Here is a 20,261-nt window from a genome sequence, read left to right on the forward strand (position 1 = left end):
ACAGGTTCAAAGCGATTATTTTCAATCCGCAGAGCTAAGCCAATACACTATCAATAAAGAAGATCTGGCAGATTCTCTGGCCTTGGCACTGCCAGCCGAGATCTATCAAGTTTGGATATCTCCTTGGCTACCTTTCATGAATATGGGCGATCGTGAGGGTAATCTAATCTTTGTTTTGAGGGGTAAAAAACTAAGTATGGGCTTTGAAGAACTGCCCGAAAGATTAAAGCTATATGTGCAAACCAATGCCCCCGAGTTTAGTAAAGCTCCCACTCTGTGGAGCGAACCCAATATGAATCCCTGGCTGTATTTCAAGCAACTAAGAGAACAGAACAATGAAGAATCAGAGAGGTAAGTTTTGTTTATAGATTATGCAAAGATCCGTGTAAAAGCAGGAAATGGCGGCGATGGAGCAGTAAGTTTCCGCCGCGAGAAATTTGTCCCCAAAGGCGGCCCTGATGGGGGTGATGGAGGTCGTGGCGGCAACATCATTGTGAAGGGTGACACCAATGTGAACACCCTGTTAGATTACCGTTTCAATAAGATATTTAAGGCAGAAAACGGCGTTTCGGGTGCTGGTGGGCGCAAAACTGGGCACAGTGGAGAGGATCTTATTCTGCGTATGCCTCTGGGCACCGAAATCTTTCAGATATATGAGGATGGATGCAAAGTAAAATTGGCAGATGTTACGGAAGCAGATGAATGTATTGTTATTGCCAAAGGCGGGCATGGTGGTAAAGGCAACAGCAATTTTGCCACTCCCACAAATCAAGCGCCCAGACACGCCACTCCAGGCAAACGCAGCTCTGAAATCGAGCTGGAATTAGTGCTAAAACTCATGGCAGATGTTGGCTTGGTCGGTTTTCCCAATGCGGGAAAATCTACTTTGCTCTCTGTTCTTTCTGCTGCCCGTCCCAAAATCGCCGATTACGAATTTACTACCTTAGAGCCTATGCTGGGCGTGGTCCGTGTGTCCGATTATCAACATTTCGTAATGGCAGATATTCCCGGCATTATTGAGGGAGCACACAATGGGAAAGGGCTGGGACATCAATTCCTGCGTCATATTCAACGCACCAACATCTTGCTCTATCTTATTGATATCAACAGTCCCGATCCCTTGGAAGTGTATCGTACCCTTAAAGCAGAACTGTATCTCTACGATAGTTTTATGGAAAAAAAGCCCTTTACGATTGTCTTAAGTAAAATAGATACCATTCCTGAAGATGAACGAGATGCTCGAATTGCTGAAGTTGCAGAAATCTTCGCCGACACTTCCCACACCAAAATCCTGGCGATATCCAGTGTGGGCAATCTTGGCTTAGAAGCTCTAAAATACGCATTATTCAAACAGATAAAGGATAATAGGTGATAAGTGATCAATTCCTGAATTGGCTCTGCCTAAAAACCTGTCCCGAATTGGGCAATAAACAGAGTATCAAGCTATTAGAAACATATCCCGATCCCAATGATTTCGTTGGCAACAATGAACACGCCATTTATGTGTCCGGATTGATCTCAGAAAAGGCGGCATTTCATCTTTCGCAGCGGATTCTGCCTCCCAATACACCGCAAATCTTGAAACTGATGGAACAATACAAGATAGAATGGCTCAATATAAACGAATATCCAGCTCAGTTAAGAAATATCTTCGCTCCGCCCATAATCCTTTATTATCGGGGCGATGTTGCACATCTCAAGGCAGAGCGAACCCTTGCCGTAGTTGGAACCCGTAAACCCGGAGCTTATGGCAAGGAAATGTGCAAAAAACTACTTGCACCGCTTTGCCGGCAAAAGGTCAACATCATTAGCGGATTGGCTTTGGGAATAGATACCATTGCGCATAAAACTGCTCTCAAAGAGGGTAGCACCTCTATTGCCGTGCTTGCATGCGGCTTGGAAAACATCTACCCTTCGCAAAATACGGAATTGGCAAAATCCATCACCGAACACGGCGTGCTGATTAGCGAATACGAACCAGGCACCAAACCAGATAAATGGAACTTTCCCGCCCGAAACCGCATTATCAGTGCGCTTGCCGATCTGGTATTCATTGTAGAAGCCCCTATCAACAGCGGTGCTATGCTAACTGCAAAAAACGCTTTACAACAAAATCGCGATCTTTGTGCCCTGCCCGGTAATATCAACAGCATCAATTCGGAGGGGCCAAACTATCTTATTAAGAATGGAGCTGCGTTAGTATCGAACAGCGAAGATCTGCAATTCCTGCTGGGACTCAGTCCCGAGCATGCCAAACAGATGGAAGTGAGCATTATTCTTAACGCAGATGAACAGAAGCTTTACGATTTGCTGGTTAACAGTCACCAAAGCCTAAGTTTCGACGAAATACTACTGCAATCTGGATTTTCCATCGGGAGGCTTTCTACAATGCTTACAAACTTGGAGTTAAAGGGAATTATTGCCAAAGAAGAAGGTGGCATATTCTTTGTTGTGTAAGGATTTCACACGATTATGCGTCCATTTATTGCTACCGCAGAAAAGCCTCCCCCATTGCTTTAAGAAAGTACTAACGATGCTTTAGGCTGCTATCATCCTGTATTTGCGGGAACATCCCCGCTCTAAGCATAGTTATAGTATGCTTGATGAAAAGGGTGAAAAAGTGGCAACTGACAGCAGTTTGGGAAGTGCTTTATGTTTTCTTTTTGCCGAGATTATGAGCAGTGTAAAACAGTCTTTAGAAGGTGTTGTAAATGAATTTAGTATCTTTTCCCCGCCCTGAATCGCCAGCCGATAATTCTGCTGAAAGTAAAAGCCAACGCTTTACGCAGAGGTACACTGCGATATTCTCGAACCAGTATCAGGGGAACAATCGCCATCCAACGCATAATCGCTCCAATTCCAAATACTACTTGCTCCGGAGCTAATACTCGAAAGCCCAAGTTTAGGGAATTGGGATAGAAAATACCGCTGGCTAAGGTTGAACTCATCATAAAAAGTCCGGTTACTGCCGCATAGATGCCGCTGAATACTTGTTCGTTTCGTTTGGGGGCTATGGATAATACGAAGTTTGTGGTAACAATTCCCGTTCCAGCCCACATAAAACCGCTTGAGATACCTTCAAACCATAGAATATTATAGTTTTGAGGGCTCATGAACAACCAGAATATGGGATTTAAGCCTCCCAAAAAAACGCAAATCTTCATAGCCGTTTTATTGCCAAAACGATCGATAAACTTTCCCCAAAACCCGAAGGAAAGCAGAGAGGCTCCCATGTGAAGAGTATTGTACATCTGCACCTCAAACAAGCCCATCTGCAGGTTTTTTAGCATAAAAGGACCCCAAAAAGGACTACCAACGCCGGTTGCCAGCATCCACCAACTGCCAAAGATTAGAAGCAGACGAAAGTTCTTATTGCTAAAGGGCTCACGGAATACTTCCCGTAAGTTCTTCCCCTGTTTCTGAAGTCGTTTGCGCTCCGGTTGCTGCGCCAGAAACCACAAACCAATAAGTCCAATTATAGAAGCAAAAATATATATAAAAGCCAAAAATAAGGCTTGATTTTGAGGAATGAAGAAGTGCTCGGCTCCCAACATCCGCTTATAACTCAATGCTTTACTGGTATTTTCGTAGAGATCCACATGATAGCTGAGAACATAGCTAAAAATTAAGCCTACAATCATGAGAATTTGATTGCGAGTGGAAAAGAATCGTCCCCGAATTCGTAATGGAATCAGATCGCTAATCCAAGCAATCCAGATATTGGCGCCTGTGGCTTGAAAACCGGCGCTAAAAAATAACAAACCCAACATAAACCAGATGCCTTGCTGCCGTGAAGGAAAAAGCAAAGCACAACCCAAAAATAAAGTGAGCATTCTCCCAATTGCTGTAATCCAGATGCATATCCACTTTCTTTGGGTAATGTGATGCGAAAAGGCTACTCCTAATGGTTGCCAGAGCGAAGAGAATTGTCCTAAAGCAGAAAGGAGACTGTATTGGAGAGGATTTGCACCCATCAGTACCATCAATTTGGTAATGAATGAGCTGCCGATTTGGGCGAGGTTGCCATAAATCTGAGCAAATAACCCTTCCCGGATGGAGCTTTTATAGGTTCTAACGATCAGACTGTTGCTTTTTGGTTTCATCGGTGACGCATTTCAGTGCTTATGCCTACATAAAAAACCGGCTTCAAGGCGGAAACCGGTTTTAAGCATGTATTAAGGCAGTGTGGTTACACTTCCATTATTTCTTTCTCTTTGTTTTTCTCTACCTCATCAATCTTTTTTACCCAATCATCGGTAATATCTTGTACATCTTTGAGGAGTTTCTTTTCGTCATCTTCGCTTATTTCGCTGTCTTTCTTCATCTTTTTGGCCTGATCGTTTGCATCGCGACGAATATTGCGAATGGCTACACGAGTGTCTTCAGCCAGTTTTTTTAGGTTTTTTACAATCTCTTTGCGCTTATCTTCAGTAAGGGGTTGGAAGGGTAAACGAATCACATTTCCATCGTTTTCTGGCGTGATGCCAATATTAGCACCCAGAATAGCTTTTTCGATATCTGCCAAAGTTGTTTTGTCCCAAGGTTGAACTACAATGGTTCGAGGCTCGGGAATGGATATGTTGCAAAGCTGTTTTACGGGTGTGGGTTGTCCGTAATAGTTTATGCGGACATCGTCTAAGATGGATGCGCTGGCTCTTCCGGTGCGCACTTTGGAGTATTGGTGCAACAGCGAATCGAACGATTTTTGCATTTTATCCGCTGTGTTATTCTTCAGTTCTTGCATATTTACCTCGCTCTTAGGGATGGATATAGGTGCCGATATTGGCATCCTGAAGAGCAGCTTTCAGGTTTCCGGGTTTGTTTATATTGAATATCTTGATAGGCATATTGTTGTCTGCAGCCAGAGAAAATGCGGTAAGATCCATCACTCCAAGGCGTTTCTCCAAACAGGTTTGATAGCTTGCTTCGTGAATGAACTTGGCATTGGGATCTTTCATGGGATCTGCAGAGTAGAGTCCATCCACTTTTGTTGCCTTAAGCACTATATCCAGCTTAAGCTCTATCGCACGCAACACTGCAGCCGTATCGGTGGTGAAATATGGGTTTCCGGTGCCACCTGCCACAAAACAGATTTTACCTTCACCCAATGCCTTCATCACCTTTGGTGCGCTGTAATGGCGAGCAATCTTGTCTAACACAAAGCTGGAAAACACTTCGGCGTTACAACCTTTGTCGGAAAGGATTTCGCTTAGATACAATGCATTCTGGATAGTGGCAAGCATGCCAATGTTATCCAGAGTAACGCGGTTGAGGTTCTGGTTCTTCCATGTCCCGCCGCGGAAGATGTTGCCTCCGCCAAGAACAATGGCAATCCCATAACCTTCGTTTTTGATGCCAATCAGATCATCCGTTAGCACATCGCATACGCTGTCATCGAAACCAAATCCAGCGGGACCAGATAATATCTCGCCGCTAAGTTTCAACATCAGGCGGTCAATCTTTTCGGGCTTGAAAGTGCTTATCATCCTTACTTAATGGCTATTCAATCGCCTAAAGCGTAGCGAACGTAGCGGGCGATCTGAATGTTTTCGCCGGTTTTCGCTATTGCTTCGGTTAATAGTTCTTTCACAGTTTTCTTTTCGTCGCTAATCAAGCCTTGTTCCATTAAAGCATGCTCACTGCAATACTTACGGATATTGCCTTCAATGATTTTGTCCATAAATTCTGGCTTTTTACCATCGTTTATGGCTTTGTTTTTGGCAATTTCTTTCTCACGCTCAATGATTTCAGCAGGGATGGCATCGGCAGTAAGCGCCAAGGGATTTGTGGCGGCTATCTGCATGGCGATCTCTTCTGCAAGGGCTTTAAATTCATCAGTACGGGCAACGAAATCGGATTCGCAATTAAGTTCTATCATCACACCGATTTTGTTGTTAAAATGGATATATGAGTAAATGATGCCTTCTTTGGTTTCGCGCAGGCTTTTAGCCTCGGCTTTAGATATTCCACGCTCACGTAGATATTTGATGGCGGCATCCATTTTGCCATCGGCCTCAACCAGGGCTTTGCGGCATTCCATCATGCCCACGCCGGTTCTCTCACGCAGTTCTTTTACCATGCTTGCGGTAATCTCGGCCATTTTGTTCTCCTTAAATCTATAGGGTCAGATGAGGCGTGCCGGAGAAACCGGCACGCAATGTTTCTTATTAGGCTTCGGTGGCTGCCATTTCGGCAACCGGTTCTTCTTTTACTTCAGTTTCTTTGGGTTCTTCAGTTTCTTCGGGTTCTTCTTCGTTTTCTTCAGTAGCGTCCCGATCGTCTGCGCCTTCTGTGGCGTCTCCGCGACCTTCCATTACGGCGGTTGCCATAATGTCAGTAATCAGAGTGATAGCACGTGTGGCATCATCATTAGAGGGGATCACATAGTCCACTTTATCGGGATCGCAATTAGTATCTACCATAGCGATGATAGGGATTCCCAAGATGCGAGCTTCATGGATAGCGATATCTTCATATTCTGTATCCACAACAAAGATAGCGCCTGGAAGGGCGTCCATATCGCGGATTCCACCCAAAGAAAACTCAATTTTGTCGTGCAAGCGTTTCATTTTTTGGGCTTCGAGCTTGGTGTAGCTATTGATAGTACCATCGGCAACAATTTCCTCGAAGTACTTCATTTTTTCAATGCTTTGGCGGATAGTCTTCATATTTGTAAGCATTCCACCATACCAGCGTTGGTTTACGTAAAAAACTCCAGCCTTTTCAGCGGATTCACGAATGGCGCTTTGTGCTTGTTTTTTTGTTCCCACAAAGAGGATATATTCCTGTCTGCTAGCCACTTCTTTCATGAACTGATAGGCTTCGTTGATGGCATCGACCGTCTGTTTGAGGTCGATAATGTGAATCCCATTGCGTTTGATGAAGATATATTTTTTCATCTTGGGGTTCCATTTGAAAGTCTGGTGTCCGAAGTGAACACCGGCTTCCAGTAGTTGTTTCATAGATACAACGGACATTTAGTTTCTCCTAATCTACGGTTAAGGTTTCCGTGGAGGATATACGCAATTCAGAGGGGCTTTCCCCTCACCGCCTTGCAACTCGCTCCAACGGTTTATTTCGGCTTGTATGCCGATGTGTCTTGTTTCAGAGCAAAAAAGAGTAGTTCTCATTTCTTTTTCTTGGGGGGATGAATTTCCCACAATCTGCGCATTAACGCTTGGAGAATTGGAATCTCTTTCTAGCTTTCGGACGTCCGGATTTCTTACGTTCCACCATGCGGGGATCGCGGGTGAGAAATCCACGGGCTTTCAAGACGGGTTTTAACTTTTCATCGTATTCACAAAGTGCGCGTGTAATACCATGACGGATTGCGCCAGCTTGACCGCTGAGACCTCCGCCGGATACATTTACATACACATCGAAATTCTCGGAAAGACCGACGGTCTGCAGGGGTTGTTCCACCACCATTTCCAAGGTTTCGCGTTGCAGGTATTTTTTCATGTGCACTTTGTTGATGATGCGTTTACCGGTTCCTGGTGTCAAACGAACCCGTGCGGTTGCATCTTTTCTTCTTCCTACGGCATCAAAGTTTTGCATACCTTGTTAATCTCCTTACAGGCTAAGTTCCACTGGCTGTTGTGCGGCATGGGGATGCTCGCTGCCGGTGTAAACTTTCAGTTTTTTCATCATTGCGCGTCCCAGGGTATTTTTCGGCATCATTCCTTTTACGGCATGCTCGATAATACGTTCGGGATGCTCTTCCAATATTTTGGCATACGGGATCTCTTTGAGCCCACTGGGATATCCACTAAATGTTTTGTAAACCTTTTGTAAGGCTTTAAGCCCTGTTACACGAACTTTTTCGGCATTAATTACAACAACGTAATCTCCGCAATCCAAATTCGTAGCGAAATAAGGCTTGTTTTTGCCGCGTAATATCGTGGCAATCTTAGTGGATAAGCGACCAAGAGGCTGCCCCGTAGCGTCTACGACATACCACGCTTGCGTGATGTCGCTTGGGCTTGGAGTGAGGGTCTTCATCGATTCTCCTTTACGGTTTTTATACAGAATGTCAGAATTTTAGCTTCCTAAATAGTGTCAAGCGAAAACATTGCACATATTACAGTTTATCATGATCTTGCGCTATACCTTCCATCTTTTTCAATCTACAGATTTCCTTTCTTGTTTAAGAACAATTCTTAGAATCATCTGAGTCTAGCACTAAAAAAGACCGCTCGAAAAAAGCGGTCTAAGCTTTGCCAAGAAGAGAAAGACTTAGTAAATAAAGCCCATGCTTATTAGAAACGAATAGTTTTTTGCATCGGGTTGAGAGCCTATGGAAGGCTTTTCAAATACATCGGCAAGGCCCATGCTGAAGCGAGCTCCATACAACATGTTTCTGTTTATTTCCACGTCTATTCCCATGCCTAAACCAAAATCGAAGGAATTTACATTGTCGATTTTTTCCGGATCATTCTCCGAAACTGTCCGATTGGCTTGCATAAGATAGCGAAACTCCGGCCCTAGATATGGTTGAAATCTCAATCCTTCCTCACCTAAGTTCATTTTAAAATAGACCGGTAATTCGGCGTAATGCAGAGTATGTTTATATTCTGTGCTCAAATTCCCGATCGTTTCTGTTTTCTTAAACCCTCGCTGAGAGTAGAGCAATTCCGGCTGCAGGATAATTGATGGCAGTATATAATAATGCATTAACATACCGCCATGAAAGCCGATCTTCACCTTACCATCCATATCGTGTCCACTATAATTAGATAAATTCATGCCTGCCTTAAAACCATATGTGGTCTGAGCGAAGGATATGTTGACGACCATCAACAAGGCTGCGCAAAAAATTAGATACTTTTTCACTAGGATCTCCCGTGTGTTTTATTATTACTGTAAATATGTAAAAGGGTGTACTTAAAAGATAAGCATATAAACACAATAAGCAAGATATATTCCACGTCAATCAATATCTGCCACCAAAATTAGCAAGAAGGCTTATCTTGCGGTGCTCGCACATTGTTTAACCTAGACACTAGATATGGTTTAGGCAGAGATGATCTTTGGGATACGGGAGAATCTCAGCTTTAAGCTACTTTAATATGAGCTTTATGTAAAAGGGGAAGGAGATGTTTGTAAGATGACAAGCGGAACTACTGAATGCAAGCCAAAATGTCAGAAAGCTCCAGATCCTCAAGAATTTGCTTCGCTTGGTCGAGCTTACCTCGATCACGAATTTTAACAAGTTCTCTACGGATTTGATTTGTACTAAGATTTCGGATTTTATGGGCAGAAATTTTTAAGGCATGTGCAGTATTAGATTCCAGTGAGAATTCGGTACATAGCGCAAAGCGTATTGCTCTCAATATGCGTAGGTAATCTTCATTAAAGACAATTTCGGGAGCTCGGATGGTGCGGATAAGTTTGTTTTGAATATCTTGTCTACCCAAGTTTGAAGGATCCAAAATATTCATATTAAACAGATCCATATACAGGGCATTGACGCTGAAATCTCGACGGAAAACATCTTCATCAATAGGGCAAAAGCGAATTTTTGGAAAACGGAATCCGGGACGATATTCTTCTTTACGGGTCTCAACAAAATCCATGCTAATGCCATTCCATGTCATGCGAGCAGAGCCAAATCTGGGGAAAGCTTCGTAGGTATTAGGCTTAAGGCGATGTTTTAGGAATGTGCCTAACTTGAGACCTCCATGAGGTTTTTCCACCACCAGGTCAAAATCTGTAAAACACTGTTTTGCCAAAAGATAATCGCGCACAACTCCGCCAACGATATAAGTATTTCCTTTAAAATTGGTATTTTCCAGCAGATTTTGCATAGTTTGAACAAATTGCACAAGCTTCATAATAAATCCGCAATAATGGCATTAGAAATAAAATATCCCTTGTCGTTTAGCCGGAGCCCATTGGTATCTACGGTGATAAATCCGGCATTTTTCCATTTGTGGATTTGATCTTGTCGCATAGCGCTAAAATCTTTGTGAAAGCGGCGAGTGAACTCTTTAAAATCTAGACCTTTAACCATACGTAAGCGCATCATGATGTAATCTGATTCTATAGAAGCACCTTTATCGGTTATGCCATACAGTTTGTGCGAGTTGATAAGAGTTTCATATTGATGTAAATCTGATGGGTTTTGATAGCGTAATCCCCGATAAAATCCAGCGGCGGAGGCACCCCAAGCAAGATATTCGTCTGAATTCCAATACAGCATATTGTGGCGGGATTGATAGCCAAGGCGAGCAAAATTTGAAATCTCATACTGCATATAACCGTGTTTAGCAAGCAGCAGGCGAAGGCTGTGATAAATATCTGCCAAAGTCTCATCATCCGGAATCTGCTGGATATCTGGGGCGAGACGGCTTTTGGGATCTATTTCCAGAAGGTAGCAGGATATGTGATTTGGAAAGAGGTTTAAAAGCAAAGAAAGGCTATCAATGGTCTTTTCGAGGTTATTGTGGGGTAAGCCGTAAATGAAATCTACCGAGATGTTGTTAAAGCCTGCATCGCGGAGCAGCTGCATTTTTTGGAGTATATCATTTGCTTTGTGGCGCCTATCCAGATAAGCCAGATCGTCATCGTGCATCGATTGTACGCCAAGTGAGAGGCGGTTAATAGGGGTTTGTGCAAGGTTGTGGACAAAGTTTTGAGTGATCTGGATGGGGTTTATTTCTAAGGTAATTTCTGCATTTGGTAAAACAGGGATGCCATCCAAAAGGCGTAATATTTGCTGATACGAAAGCAGAGAAGGGGTGCCGCCGCCTAAGTAGATTGAGCAAAGAGGCCTGAAATTTGTGTTTAGATACTGCTGTTTTTCTTTTAGTAAAAGCTCAAAATAGGCATCAAAATCTTGACGGCGATAATTGAGGCTATAAAAAACGCAATAACCGCAGCGTGTAATACACCACGGAATATGGATATATAACCCTAGTGGGCCAAGCGGAAGATTCGTTTCCATCTGATGTGAGGGGTGTCGTAAAGCTTGTTGTATTCAATACCTTTAGACCAAAAAATCAGCCAGGGTGAACCGGTAATATCAGAACGGTCCAAAAATCCCCAATAACGGCTGTCTTCACTTACATCACGGTTATCTCCCATCACAAAATATTTCCCTTCCGGGATGCGGATGGGACCAAACCAATCGCGGTTGAAGCGAGATTTAACAGTTGTAGAATCGGTATCAATGAGATATGGATGATACCAGTCTGCCATGCTAACAGCATCTAACATACCCGGTTTGAAGGTACGTTCGGTAACAATATGGGGAGATAATGGAGGACTGGGATATGCTTCGCCATAACATTCATAACCACGAGTGAATTCTTTGCCATTTATATAAACTAGCTTATTGCGAATTTCAAGTGTATCTCCGGGCATACCGATCACGCGTTTTACCACGTTTCGGCGTGCGTAGTAACTAATATGGAAGGCAGTATAGGGAAACTTGGAAAAAGCTTGGCTTTTATTTATGTAGAGCGGATGAAAGATTTCTATATACTGGTTTTTATAGTCTGGATGTTCGGGAGTGTTTTCCTCAATTTTAGGGTACCTGAAAGTGACGATATCTTCCCGCTTTGGGTCTGTAAAATAATATTTTAGCTTGTTTGCCACCAGAAAGTCTCCAGTAAGCAGAGTTTTTTCCATCGAAGAGGAAGGAATCATGAAGTTTTGGAAGGTGTAATTGCGAATAATCATTGCCACCACGAAGGCAAAGAGGATGGCTTCAACCCAATCCTGCAACTGAGGTTTGCGTTTGTGGAACTTCTTATCCGTAGGCAATGGAGTTAATGTAGGAGATTTACTTAAAGATTCGCCTTTGTTTTTAACTATTTTCATGCGTTGTTTCATGCTTGTTGCATCCTTGACTATATCTAGCTAAATCGTTTTATGGTATAACATTGTTAAACAGTTTTTGAGGGCTTTTTAAAAAAGTATAGCCCGCTTCCTACAATGAGGGCAAGTATGGTGATAAGCAAGCCGGCAAAACTTAAGGTTACGCCCGTTTGGTAGCTTTGAGGCGCCAAAACCAGCTCTAAGGTATGCGTTCCTGCCGGGACACGAAGTGCACGCAGGATATGATTTGCAGGATAGATGGGGATTTCTTTGCCGTCTACATAAGCTTTCCACCCTGCAGGGTAGTATATTTCGCTAAGCACTATAAGGGCATCGGTATCACTGTCATATTCGTAACTCAATTCATGAAGCTCGGCTTTTGTTTGAGTTATTCTTCCATTGAGGGGATAATCAAAAGCATCGATCTGGGTTTCCAAAATGGCAGTGCTTGCGGGATCGAACGATGTATCTTTAAGGAGTTTAAGGGTTTCTTCAGTGTTTTGGCTTACAACGATGTTTTGTGCAAACCAGGCTCTGGGTAGAGCCTTAAGATTTTGGTAAATAGAAACTTGTTTGTTCTTGTAAACGGGGCGAAAGTTCTGAAACATCGAAGCGTAGGGCAAAGAATCCGGAACAATGATGTATTTTGTGGCAAGCATATCCAACACGGGAGTAGGGTTTTCGCTGGAGTTTTCTCGATACACACCTCTTAGGTAGCGCACAAACTCTCCGGGCTCTTCGTTACGTCCATTTATCAAGGGTAAAACCTCATCGTAGCGCTTCAGTTTGGCGGCCGAATATCCGTCTATGCTCTGATGGAAATATGCCCATTCGCCGGCACTGCGAATTTGATTTGTGTTGAAAGGATAGATGCGGAAATTATCTTTATCATTAAGCAAAAAGTTGTCGAAATCTTGCATGCGGAAAGTGCTTTGGCGGATGTTCTTAGGATGTAGGTCTTTGAGGTGTTTACCGGTGTAAATCCACAAGTCCATAAAAGTGATGAGCGTAATAAGTAGAATAAAAGCGGCTGCTTTAAGCTTTTTAATGCTGTTCAGATAAGCTAAACCCATGCTTACAGCAAGCAACATCAACGAGAGAATGCCACTTTTTACTAAAATGTCCTTGCGCATTAGGATAAGAGAATCGAGCTGCGAGAGGGCGTTTGCTTCCTCATATCGCATCTGCTCTATCGCTGTGGTGTAGGGCAGACCGGCAAAGACGCTTTTTGCAAACAGCATCCATAGAATAAAAATTGCACCACATATCCAGAAGATTTTTAGGTAACGCTTCTGCCACTGGGCGTTTCCTGAGTTCTCAAGAATGCTTTTAATACCCAAAGCTGCCAGGATTACGGCATTGAATTGAACGATTACCAGGGTCATTGAAGGTACACGGAACTTGTTGAAATAGGGCAGGTAGTTCAAAAAGAGATCCGAAAGTGCGGGAGTGGAACTGCCAAAGCTCATTAGAGTGAAAGCTGCGCTGGCAAGCCAAAGAAAGAGTGCTAATCTCCGGCGCCTGCCCCAAAGAGCAAGTACTCCAAAGGCTAATACTACTATCCCAAAGTAATTGTAGATCTGAGTAAAAGGCATATATCCCCAATAGCTTTGGTTTATTCCACCCCAAAAATCGGGTATGATAAAACCAATAATCTCTTTGGGGTGAAAGCTCCAACCTTGTGCATATACCTTATCTAATCCACTCTCACTGCCACGCATTGTGTACTTGCTGTATTCCATAGTGCTCAGATATGGATTCATTACCGCTAAGGCGGTTAAACTAAAGGCAAGGACGAGCAAGAGAGTCCAAATTCCAAAGTGTTTGACTTGCTTTTTCTTGATTGCCACCACAGCCTGATACACCCAATACATGCCAATAAGTAGGTATAAGTAATAGCTTATTTGGGGATGGTTTTCACGCAGTTGTGTAATGAGGAATGTAGCACTAAGCCCTAAAGAGAGAATTCCCGGTTTAGCTCTTAGATACATGATGCTCCACATTACCCAAGGAACATACATCATGGCACGGAATTTGGTATTGTGTCCTATTTCTAACAAGCCCACCCAATGGCAGGAAAAAACAAAGGCGATGGCGCCAAAAAAGGCGATATAGGGATCTAGCTTGAGGTGCAATAGCAACACAAACATGCCCAATCCGCCAAGAATGAGCAAGAAAATCCGCCAGCTTATCACTTTATCTGTAAGCTTTGTGATGTTTTCCAAAAAAGGATAACGATTGGGAAAGGAGATCATATATGAGGGCATTCCGGAAAACATATTCTGAGTCCAAAGTGCGCGGTCATTATGTTCCTCATTATAGTCTATTATGCTTTTCGCTGCACCCCGCCACTGATTTATATCGCTGGCTTGAGGTTCCATGTGCTTGTAAGCGGCGGGGAAATAAAGAATGCTTACAAAGAGGAATAAAAAAGCCGCCAAAATCCAAGGCAGATACTTCATATAAGATGCGGGAGCCTTAGCTGCGGGTTGAGGGTTTGCAGCAAGTCTCATTTTTGGGTTGACTTTTTTCTGGCTCATAAAATCCTCTGTTCAAACCGATATTTGCATCCAGCTTATTTTTTGGGCTCTAATCGGTCAAGCAAAAACAAAGGGAGAGGTGATGATCTTTACATTCAAAAAGAAAATCTACGGCTATGAATGCGATATATATGGACACTTGAACAATGCTAATTACTTGATGATGCTTGAAGCCGCCCGTAGTGATGCTTTAGTTAAGATGGATATGCCCATTAAAAAGCTTCTAGCGATGGGCATTCAGTTCTTTGTATTGCATTATGAATTGGATTATCTTAAGGCTGTAGATTTGGAAGAAGATGTTTCGGTACGCAGTTGGTTTAACAAGACAAACCGGATAAAGGGGTTTTGGCATCAGGAAGTATACAACTCACAGGGAGAGCTTTGTTTTAAGGCAGCGTTGACTGTTGTGTATGCCTCTGGGGGAAAGGCAAAGCGGTTGCCTCCAGAGATTTCAGATCACTTTATCAAGTTTATTCACCAAAACTAAGCACTGCCAAATACCATGCCAAATACGGCAGCCACCATAAGCATCGTAAATGGATTAAGCCTAAAACGCCAAGTAGCCAGAAAACAAGCCCCAAATACAACAACCGAAAACCAATCTTGTACGGCATTCCCCATTATCATGATTAGTGCAGCAGCTATCAAACCTACAGATAGCAAGCGCAAGCGCTTAAATATTTGTTGAAACCAGGGTAACTTCTTTAGTTTTAGATAACTTACCGTAATAGTAAACATGATTATCAAAGAAGGCAGGATAACTCCAAACGTACAAAGCAACGAGCCAATAACTCCAGCTTTTTGGAAGCCGATAAAGGTGGCTGCATTAATGGCGATAGGACCGGGAGTCATCTGTGAAAGCGCTACCACTTGTACAAATTCTGCATCATTTAGCCAAGCATGCTTGAACACCACTTCCTGCTGGATCATTGCCAAAATGGCATAGCCACCGCCAAAACTAAACAAACCTATCTTGAAGAACACAAACAGCATGTTAATCAAGGTCATTTTCTTGCCTCATACACGGCATAAGCGATAGTGATCAGGATCAGATAAACAGGCGAAACATTGAGCATACCAACTGTTATGGCTATTGCCAGAGGAAACCACACATTTCTAAGATTTATCCCACTTTTCTTTGCCATCTCAATCAGCGGCACGGCTATAAGTGCAACCACAGCCGGATTTAATGCAGAAAACGCACGTTTCACCAATACTTGATCTGCATATTGACGAAACAACATAGCGATAACAATGATCGATATTGTAGAGGGCAGAATAGTTCCCAATACTGCCATTAGCATGCCGGATCTGCCTCGCACATGATAACCAGTATAGATGCTTATATTTACAGCAATCGGGCCAGGACAGCTTTGAGCAGCGGCAAGACCGTCCAGAAACTCCTCTTCGGTAATCCACCCATGCCTAGAACACACCTCTTTTTTGATGAGGGGGATCATTGCATAAGCGCCACCAATAGTAAAGGCTCCAATTTTGAGAAAGGTAAGAAAGATTTTTAGTAACATTTACAAGCTGTTCCGGACGAGTTTTACCAAACACTCGAGCAATTTATCTTCCGGCACTTTTTGGATAATTTCTCCGTGAGCAAAGATGAGCCCCTCTTTGTTGCCCCCAGCAATGCCAAAATCTGCTTCTTTTGCTTCTCCGGGTCCGTTTACTGCGCAACCCATTACTGCCACGGTAAGTTCTTTATCCTTAAATTCTTGGAGGGCTATTTCTACTTGTTGTGCCAGAGAAATAAGATTGATTCGGGTACGACCGCAAGTTGGGCACGATACTATTTGCAGTCCCTTACGCAAGCCCAGTCCAATCAGGATTTGCCTTGCCACATATACTTCCTGGACGGGGTCATCGCTAAGCGATACGCGCAGAGTATCGCCAATGCCCTCGTTTAGCAGTATTCCTAAGCCCATTGCACTTTTTATGCTTCCCGAAAGCAATGTTCCCGCCTCAGTTACACCCAGATGCAAGGGATAATCGCAGTGTCGGCTTAGTTCTCGATAGCTTTGCAACATCAGCGGGATATGGGAAGCTTTTACGGAAATCTTGATTTCATAATAGCCAAGGTCTTCAAGGATTTTCACATGTGAAAGTGCTGCTTCCACCATTGCCTGAGCCCCGTGCCCATATTTTGCTAAAAGGTCTTTGGGCAGCGATCCGCTATTTACGCCAATACGAATCGGGATCTTGCGCTCGCGAGCTACCGCAACAAGGTTTTCCACGCCTTGACGGGAGCCGATATTACCGGGATTGATGCGCAAACCGTCAATTCCCTGTTCAATAGCGGCAATAGCCAATTTATAATCGTAATGGATATCGGCAACAAAAGGCACCTTAAATTCTTTACTAAAGTATTTGATCGCTGTAGCATCATCGGCATCCATTACCGAAAAACGGATTATATCACACCCGGCAGAGATCAATCTCCTAATCTGCTTTTTTGCATCATCCACCTTGCTGGTTTTAACGCTTAACATGCTTTGAATTGAGATTGGTGCACCATTTCCAATTTGCAGCATGCCCAATTGTAGAGCGCGGGTTTTTCGCCGTCTTATCTCGGTCATGTATACTTCCTTAAACTTTGTTTAATCTTTTACCACGATGGTACTATCGGCAGTGGTTATTAATTGTTGTTCTTCAAGTTGCTTGCTTTGCGGAGTATTCATTTGAATTGTATGCTTAGGTTTAGGCGTATAAAGTGCTTCTATTTTGGGGGAGTATGCCACTACAAAACCACCAAAAACAATCGATACCATACTCATCAGTTTTATCAGGATGTTAATGCAAGGTCCGGCTGTGTCCTTAAACGGATCACCCACAGTGTCGCCTACAATGGTGGCTTTATGAACAGAAGAGCCGCTACCCCCGCAAGCTCCAGTTTCCACATATTTTTTTGCATTATCCCATGCCCCACCAGAGTTATTCATCATCACTGCAGTCACAAATCCGGTTGTGAGTCCGCCAATCAACAAGCCCAATACACCTGCCACACCAAATATGAGCCCTACCAATATTGGGGTAACAATGCCGATAATGGCGGGTAAGACCATCTGTTGCTGTGCGCCGATGGTAGATATCTTTACACAGCGGGCATAATCCGGCTTGCTTTTACCTTGCAGAATGCCGGGGATTGTTGTAAATTGACGACGAACTTCTTTTACCATCAAACCCGCTGCCTTACCAACCGCCTTGATGGTTAGAGCGCTAAACACATACACCACCATTGCACCGATAAATATACCCACCAAAAACTTGGGATTAAGCGGATTGACATTGTAATAACTTATAAACTGACTAAGGCTTGCCAGCGGAGCTTCTACGGTTTCGCTGAGTGTACCGTAATTGATGGTTAGAGTTTGCACTTCGCCCAATTTTTCGCCCAACATCACAAAGCCATCCCGAACTTTTTCCAGATATGCCGCCAAAAGAGCCATGGCGGTAAGGGCTGCGCTTCCAATTGCAAAGCCTTTACCAATAGCAGCAGTGGTATTGCCCACAGAATCCAAACTGTCTGTGCGTTCCCGTACTTCTTTGGGCAGATACGCCATTTGAGCATTTCCTCCGGCGTTGTCTGCAATTGGTCCAAAGGCATCCATAGCCAGAGTTACGCCTAAAGTTGCCAACATGCCAACCGCACCAAAGCCAATGCCATACAGCCCCAATTCCACGTGCTCAAAACCCCCCGAAAGTACAAACGCTACAATTATCCCTACAGCGATGATTATCACCGGCATGGCAGTGGAAAGCATGCCAACGCTAAAGCCTTCCAATATCACCGTTGCGGAGCCATATTCTCCCTGTTTGGCGATATTTCGCGTGGCTTTATAGGAATGGGAAGTCCAAATCTCGGTTGTATGACCAATCAACACTCCGGCAAGCAAACCTACAACTGAAGAAAGGAAGATGCCAAGATAATATTGAGGCGGCAAGAGCACTTTACATACTACGAAAGAGGCAATCGCAATAAGCACGGAACTAAGATATACGCTTTTGTTTAGGGCAGCCATCAATTCCTTCATTCCGGCTTTTTCTTTTGTGGATACGGAAAAGATGCCAAAAATGGAGAGTAATGCTCCAAAGCCCGCCAAAACCAGCGGAGCTGCAATGAAATTGATCAAATATTTATATAAGGAAGCATCAATTACCGAAAGTTGTATTACTGCACTCATACCCAAAGCGGCAGTGGCAAGTATGCTGCCGGCATAAGATTCATAAAGATCTGCACCCATACCTGCAACATCACCCACGTTGTCGCCCACGTTATCGGCGATAGTAGCGGGATTGCGGGGATCGTCCTCAGGAATATCTGCCTCTACTTTGCCTACCAAATCTGCCCCTACATCTGCTGCTTTTGTATATATACCTCCACCTAAACGGGCAAAAAGTGCTTGAGTACTGGCTCCCATACCAAAGGATAGCATTACCACTGCGATTTTTTCTAAGCTGTAATCCATAGCATTGAGCACAAAAAACCAAACAGACATATCTAACAAGGCAAGACCCACCACAGTAAGCCCCATTACTCCACCGGCTCGATATGCTACTTTTAATCCCTTATTCAGGCTTTCAGAGCAGGCTTGAGCTGTTCTGCTGGAAGCCATTGTGGCAGTGTTCATCCCAATGAATCCAGCCAAGCCGCTCATAATGCCCCCGCTGAGGAAACCCCAAGGTATCATGGGATCCAATACCTTCAAGCCATAAGCAGAAAACAGAAATATCATTAGCGCCACGGCAAAGAAGATACCCACGCCCTTATATTGTTGTATCAGATACGCATAAGCGCCTTCACGTACATAACCGGCGATCTCTTGCATACGGACATTTCCAGGGTTTTGAGCCTTAACGTTACGATAAAAGATAAAAGCAAAAAAAAGCGCAGAAACGGCTCCAAATGGTGCCAAGTACCAAATTGGCGGGAGCTGTGGCATATATACCTCCATTCATTTTTGGGGGATAAGCATTAGCTGCATATGATATTCTATGTTCTACCATTTATTCTTAATACTTCCATTTTGTCAATTTCTTTTTTCCTTTTCGAATTCTTCCCACTTCTTCCTAAATTGATGTTTTAACCAAGTATTAGCGTTGTTTAACCCAGAGATTATCTTATACTTAGGGCATTATCTCAAGCTAAACCTTATCTAAGTATGCCTTGATTTTGTGAGTGTGGATACTTGTTGTAAACAGCTAGATAGGTTCCTAATTGGCAGGGGGTTAAATATGACTCTCTTTCAAACTAAGTGGACGCTATAGATATTCAGAGAATTCTTCACATAGGCGCTTGACTGCGAGTACACATACAGTACAGGTGGCCAACTGTTTCGACAAGGGAAACCAGTGCAAGGGATGGGGTGGCAAGCTGGGGTGGCTATTAAATGACACCCAAAGTGTCAGAAAGCGACCAGTATGACAAATCTTCATAAGCCTTTATCTGGCGTAGAGATTCTTAGGACTGCTTTCGGAAAGATTTCACAGTGGTGTTGGACTTCTTTGGACTGGTTTGTGACAGTTTAATGTCAAATCTGGACTGATTTCAGACTAGTTTCGGAAATGCCCGAATCTCAATGATATAGACCAGTTGAAAAGACTTGCAGTGTGAGTGGTGAAGCTTGCCTTGCAGGCAAAGCGGAGGTCTTAGAAGAGTCTTATACGTTCCTCATGATGGTCTAATATGAATAGAATGGTGCTTTTTATAGCTTAGAAGAAAGGGCTTGACTCAGGGTCTATCAATGATAGAGGGGTATCATATATGAAAAAGTTAGAAATACTCGTTGATCCCAGAATGGAACTCCTTACTGCTTTACAGCTTGCAGCAGGTGATCCGAACATCAATTGTAATAGCAATAGTAGCTATTACCAGGATATGCTGGCTTGGTTTAC

Annotated in this window: 20 protein-coding genes; 4 read left to right on the plus strand and 16 right to left on the minus strand. The window is 43.5% G+C overall.

Going from position 1 to position 20,261, the window contains the following annotated elements:
- The 3 genes from LHW48_00915 to dprA form a co-directional block, all read left to right on the plus strand.
- Nucleotides 1–355: DUF1838 domain-containing protein (locus LHW48_00915; GenBank protein ID MCB5259023.1), on the plus strand; the 355-nt coding region annotated here is incomplete at its 5' end.
- 3 nt (nt 356–358) lie between these two features.
- On the plus strand, nt 359–1,372 hold the full coding sequence (gene obgE / locus LHW48_00920) for a GTPase ObgE (protein ID MCB5259024.1): 1,014 nt from the start codon (nt 359–361) through the stop codon (nt 1,370–1,372).
- The gene (dprA, locus tag LHW48_00925) at nt 1,369–2,457 is read left to right on the plus strand and encodes a DNA-processing protein DprA (GenBank protein ID MCB5259025.1); all 1,089 of its coding nucleotides are present in this window, start codon (nt 1,369–1,371) and stop codon (nt 2,455–2,457) included. Before obgE ends, dprA begins: the two co-directional genes overlap by 4 nt.
- 260 nt (nt 2,458–2,717) lie before the next feature.
- Here the strand turns inward: dprA and LHW48_00930 are convergent, their stop codons facing one another.
- The 12 genes from LHW48_00930 to LHW48_00985 all read right to left on the minus strand — a co-directional run bounded on the left by LHW48_00930 (nt 2,718) and on the right by LHW48_00985 (nt 14,360).
- A complete protein-coding gene (locus tag LHW48_00930; GenBank protein ID MCB5259026.1) occupies nt 2,718–4,103 on the minus strand; it encodes an MFS transporter in 1,386 nt (461 codons plus the stop codon).
- Nucleotides 4,104–4,189: 86 nt separating this feature from the next.
- Nucleotides 4,190–4,744: a ribosome recycling factor gene (frr, locus tag LHW48_00935; protein ID MCB5259027.1), complete on the minus strand. Its 555-nt coding sequence runs from the start codon at nt 4,742–4,744 to the stop codon at nt 4,190–4,192.
- 13 nt (nt 4,745–4,757) lie between these two features.
- Complete coding sequence (gene pyrH, locus LHW48_00940; GenBank protein ID MCB5259028.1) at nt 4,758–5,486, minus strand: UMP kinase; 729 nt, start codon at nt 5,484–5,486, stop codon at nt 4,758–4,760.
- 17 nt (nt 5,487–5,503) lie between these two features.
- Nucleotides 5,504–6,100, minus strand: coding sequence for a translation elongation factor Ts (gene tsf, locus LHW48_00945; GenBank protein ID MCB5259029.1), 597 nt, complete (start codon nt 6,098–6,100; stop codon nt 5,504–5,506).
- A 67-nt stretch (nt 6,101–6,167) separates the two neighbouring features.
- Nucleotides 6,168–6,977 carry a 30S ribosomal protein S2 gene (gene rpsB, locus LHW48_00950; protein MCB5259030.1) on the minus strand — a complete coding sequence of 270 codons (810 nt, stop codon included), beginning with the start codon at nt 6,975–6,977 and terminating at the stop codon, nt 6,168–6,170.
- Nucleotides 6,978–7,170: 193 nt separating this feature from the next.
- The gene (gene rpsI / locus LHW48_00955; protein MCB5259031.1) at nt 7,171–7,557 is read right to left on the minus strand and encodes a 30S ribosomal protein S9; all 387 of its coding nucleotides are present in this window, start codon (nt 7,555–7,557) and stop codon (nt 7,171–7,173) included.
- Nucleotides 7,558–7,572: 15 nt separating this feature from the next.
- Entirely contained in the window at nt 7,573–8,001 is a 429-nt protein-coding gene (gene rplM, locus LHW48_00960; protein MCB5259032.1) for a 50S ribosomal protein L13, read from the minus strand.
- 234 nt (nt 8,002–8,235) lie between these two features.
- Nucleotides 8,236–8,832, minus strand: coding sequence for a PorT family protein (locus LHW48_00965; protein ID MCB5259033.1), 597 nt, complete (start codon nt 8,830–8,832; stop codon nt 8,236–8,238).
- 287 nt (nt 8,833–9,119) lie between these two features.
- Nucleotides 9,120–9,833, minus strand: a complete 714-nt coding sequence (locus tag LHW48_00970) for a hypothetical protein (GenBank protein MCB5259034.1) — start codon at nt 9,831–9,833, stop codon at nt 9,120–9,122.
- Nucleotides 9,830–10,945 carry a radical SAM family heme chaperone HemW gene (gene hemW / locus LHW48_00975; protein MCB5259035.1) on the minus strand — a complete coding sequence of 372 codons (1,116 nt, stop codon included), beginning with the start codon at nt 10,943–10,945 and terminating at the stop codon, nt 9,830–9,832. The genes LHW48_00970 and hemW overlap by 4 nt, the downstream gene beginning before the upstream one ends.
- Entirely contained in the window at nt 10,915–11,835 is a 921-nt protein-coding gene (lepB, locus tag LHW48_00980; GenBank protein ID MCB5259036.1) for a signal peptidase I, read from the minus strand. Before lepB ends, hemW begins: the two co-directional genes overlap by 31 nt.
- Before the next feature lie 53 nt (nt 11,836–11,888).
- On the minus strand, nt 11,889–14,360 hold the full coding sequence (locus LHW48_00985) for a YfhO family protein (protein ID MCB5259037.1): 2,472 nt from the start codon (nt 14,358–14,360) through the stop codon (nt 11,889–11,891).
- A gap of 82 nt (nt 14,361–14,442) precedes the next feature.
- On the opposite strand from LHW48_00985, the gene LHW48_00990 reads away from it, so the two are divergent.
- The gene (locus tag LHW48_00990) at nt 14,443–14,847 is read left to right on the plus strand and encodes an acyl-CoA thioesterase (protein MCB5259038.1); all 405 of its coding nucleotides are present in this window, start codon (nt 14,443–14,445) and stop codon (nt 14,845–14,847) included.
- On the opposite strand, the gene LHW48_00995 is transcribed toward LHW48_00990, so the two are convergent.
- From LHW48_00995 to LHW48_01010, 4 genes are read right to left on the minus strand one after another with little or no spacing between them, the layout of a single operon-like run.
- Nucleotides 14,844–15,368: a chromate transporter gene (locus LHW48_00995; GenBank protein ID MCB5259039.1), complete on the minus strand. Its 525-nt coding sequence runs from the start codon at nt 15,366–15,368 to the stop codon at nt 14,844–14,846. The two genes, LHW48_00990 and LHW48_00995, sit on opposite strands and share 4 nt — an antisense overlap.
- Nucleotides 15,365–15,886 carry a chromate transporter gene (locus tag LHW48_01000; GenBank protein MCB5259040.1) on the minus strand — a complete coding sequence of 174 codons (522 nt, stop codon included), beginning with the start codon at nt 15,884–15,886 and terminating at the stop codon, nt 15,365–15,367. Before LHW48_01000 ends, LHW48_00995 begins: the two co-directional genes overlap by 4 nt.
- A complete protein-coding gene (gene ispG / locus LHW48_01005) occupies nt 15,887–16,945 on the minus strand; it encodes a flavodoxin-dependent (E)-4-hydroxy-3-methylbut-2-enyl-diphosphate synthase (protein ID MCB5259041.1) in 1,059 nt (352 codons plus the stop codon).
- Nucleotides 16,946–16,966: 21 nt separating this feature from the next.
- Complete coding sequence (locus LHW48_01010; protein MCB5259042.1) at nt 16,967–19,309, minus strand: sodium-translocating pyrophosphatase; 2,343 nt, start codon at nt 19,307–19,309, stop codon at nt 16,967–16,969.
- Nucleotides 19,310–20,261: the final 952 nt, after the last annotated feature.

The sequence above is a fragment of the Candidatus Cloacimonadota bacterium genome (assembly GCA_020532355.1).
Taxonomy (GTDB): Bacteria; Cloacimonadota; Cloacimonadia; order Cloacimonadales; family Cloacimonadaceae; genus UBA5456.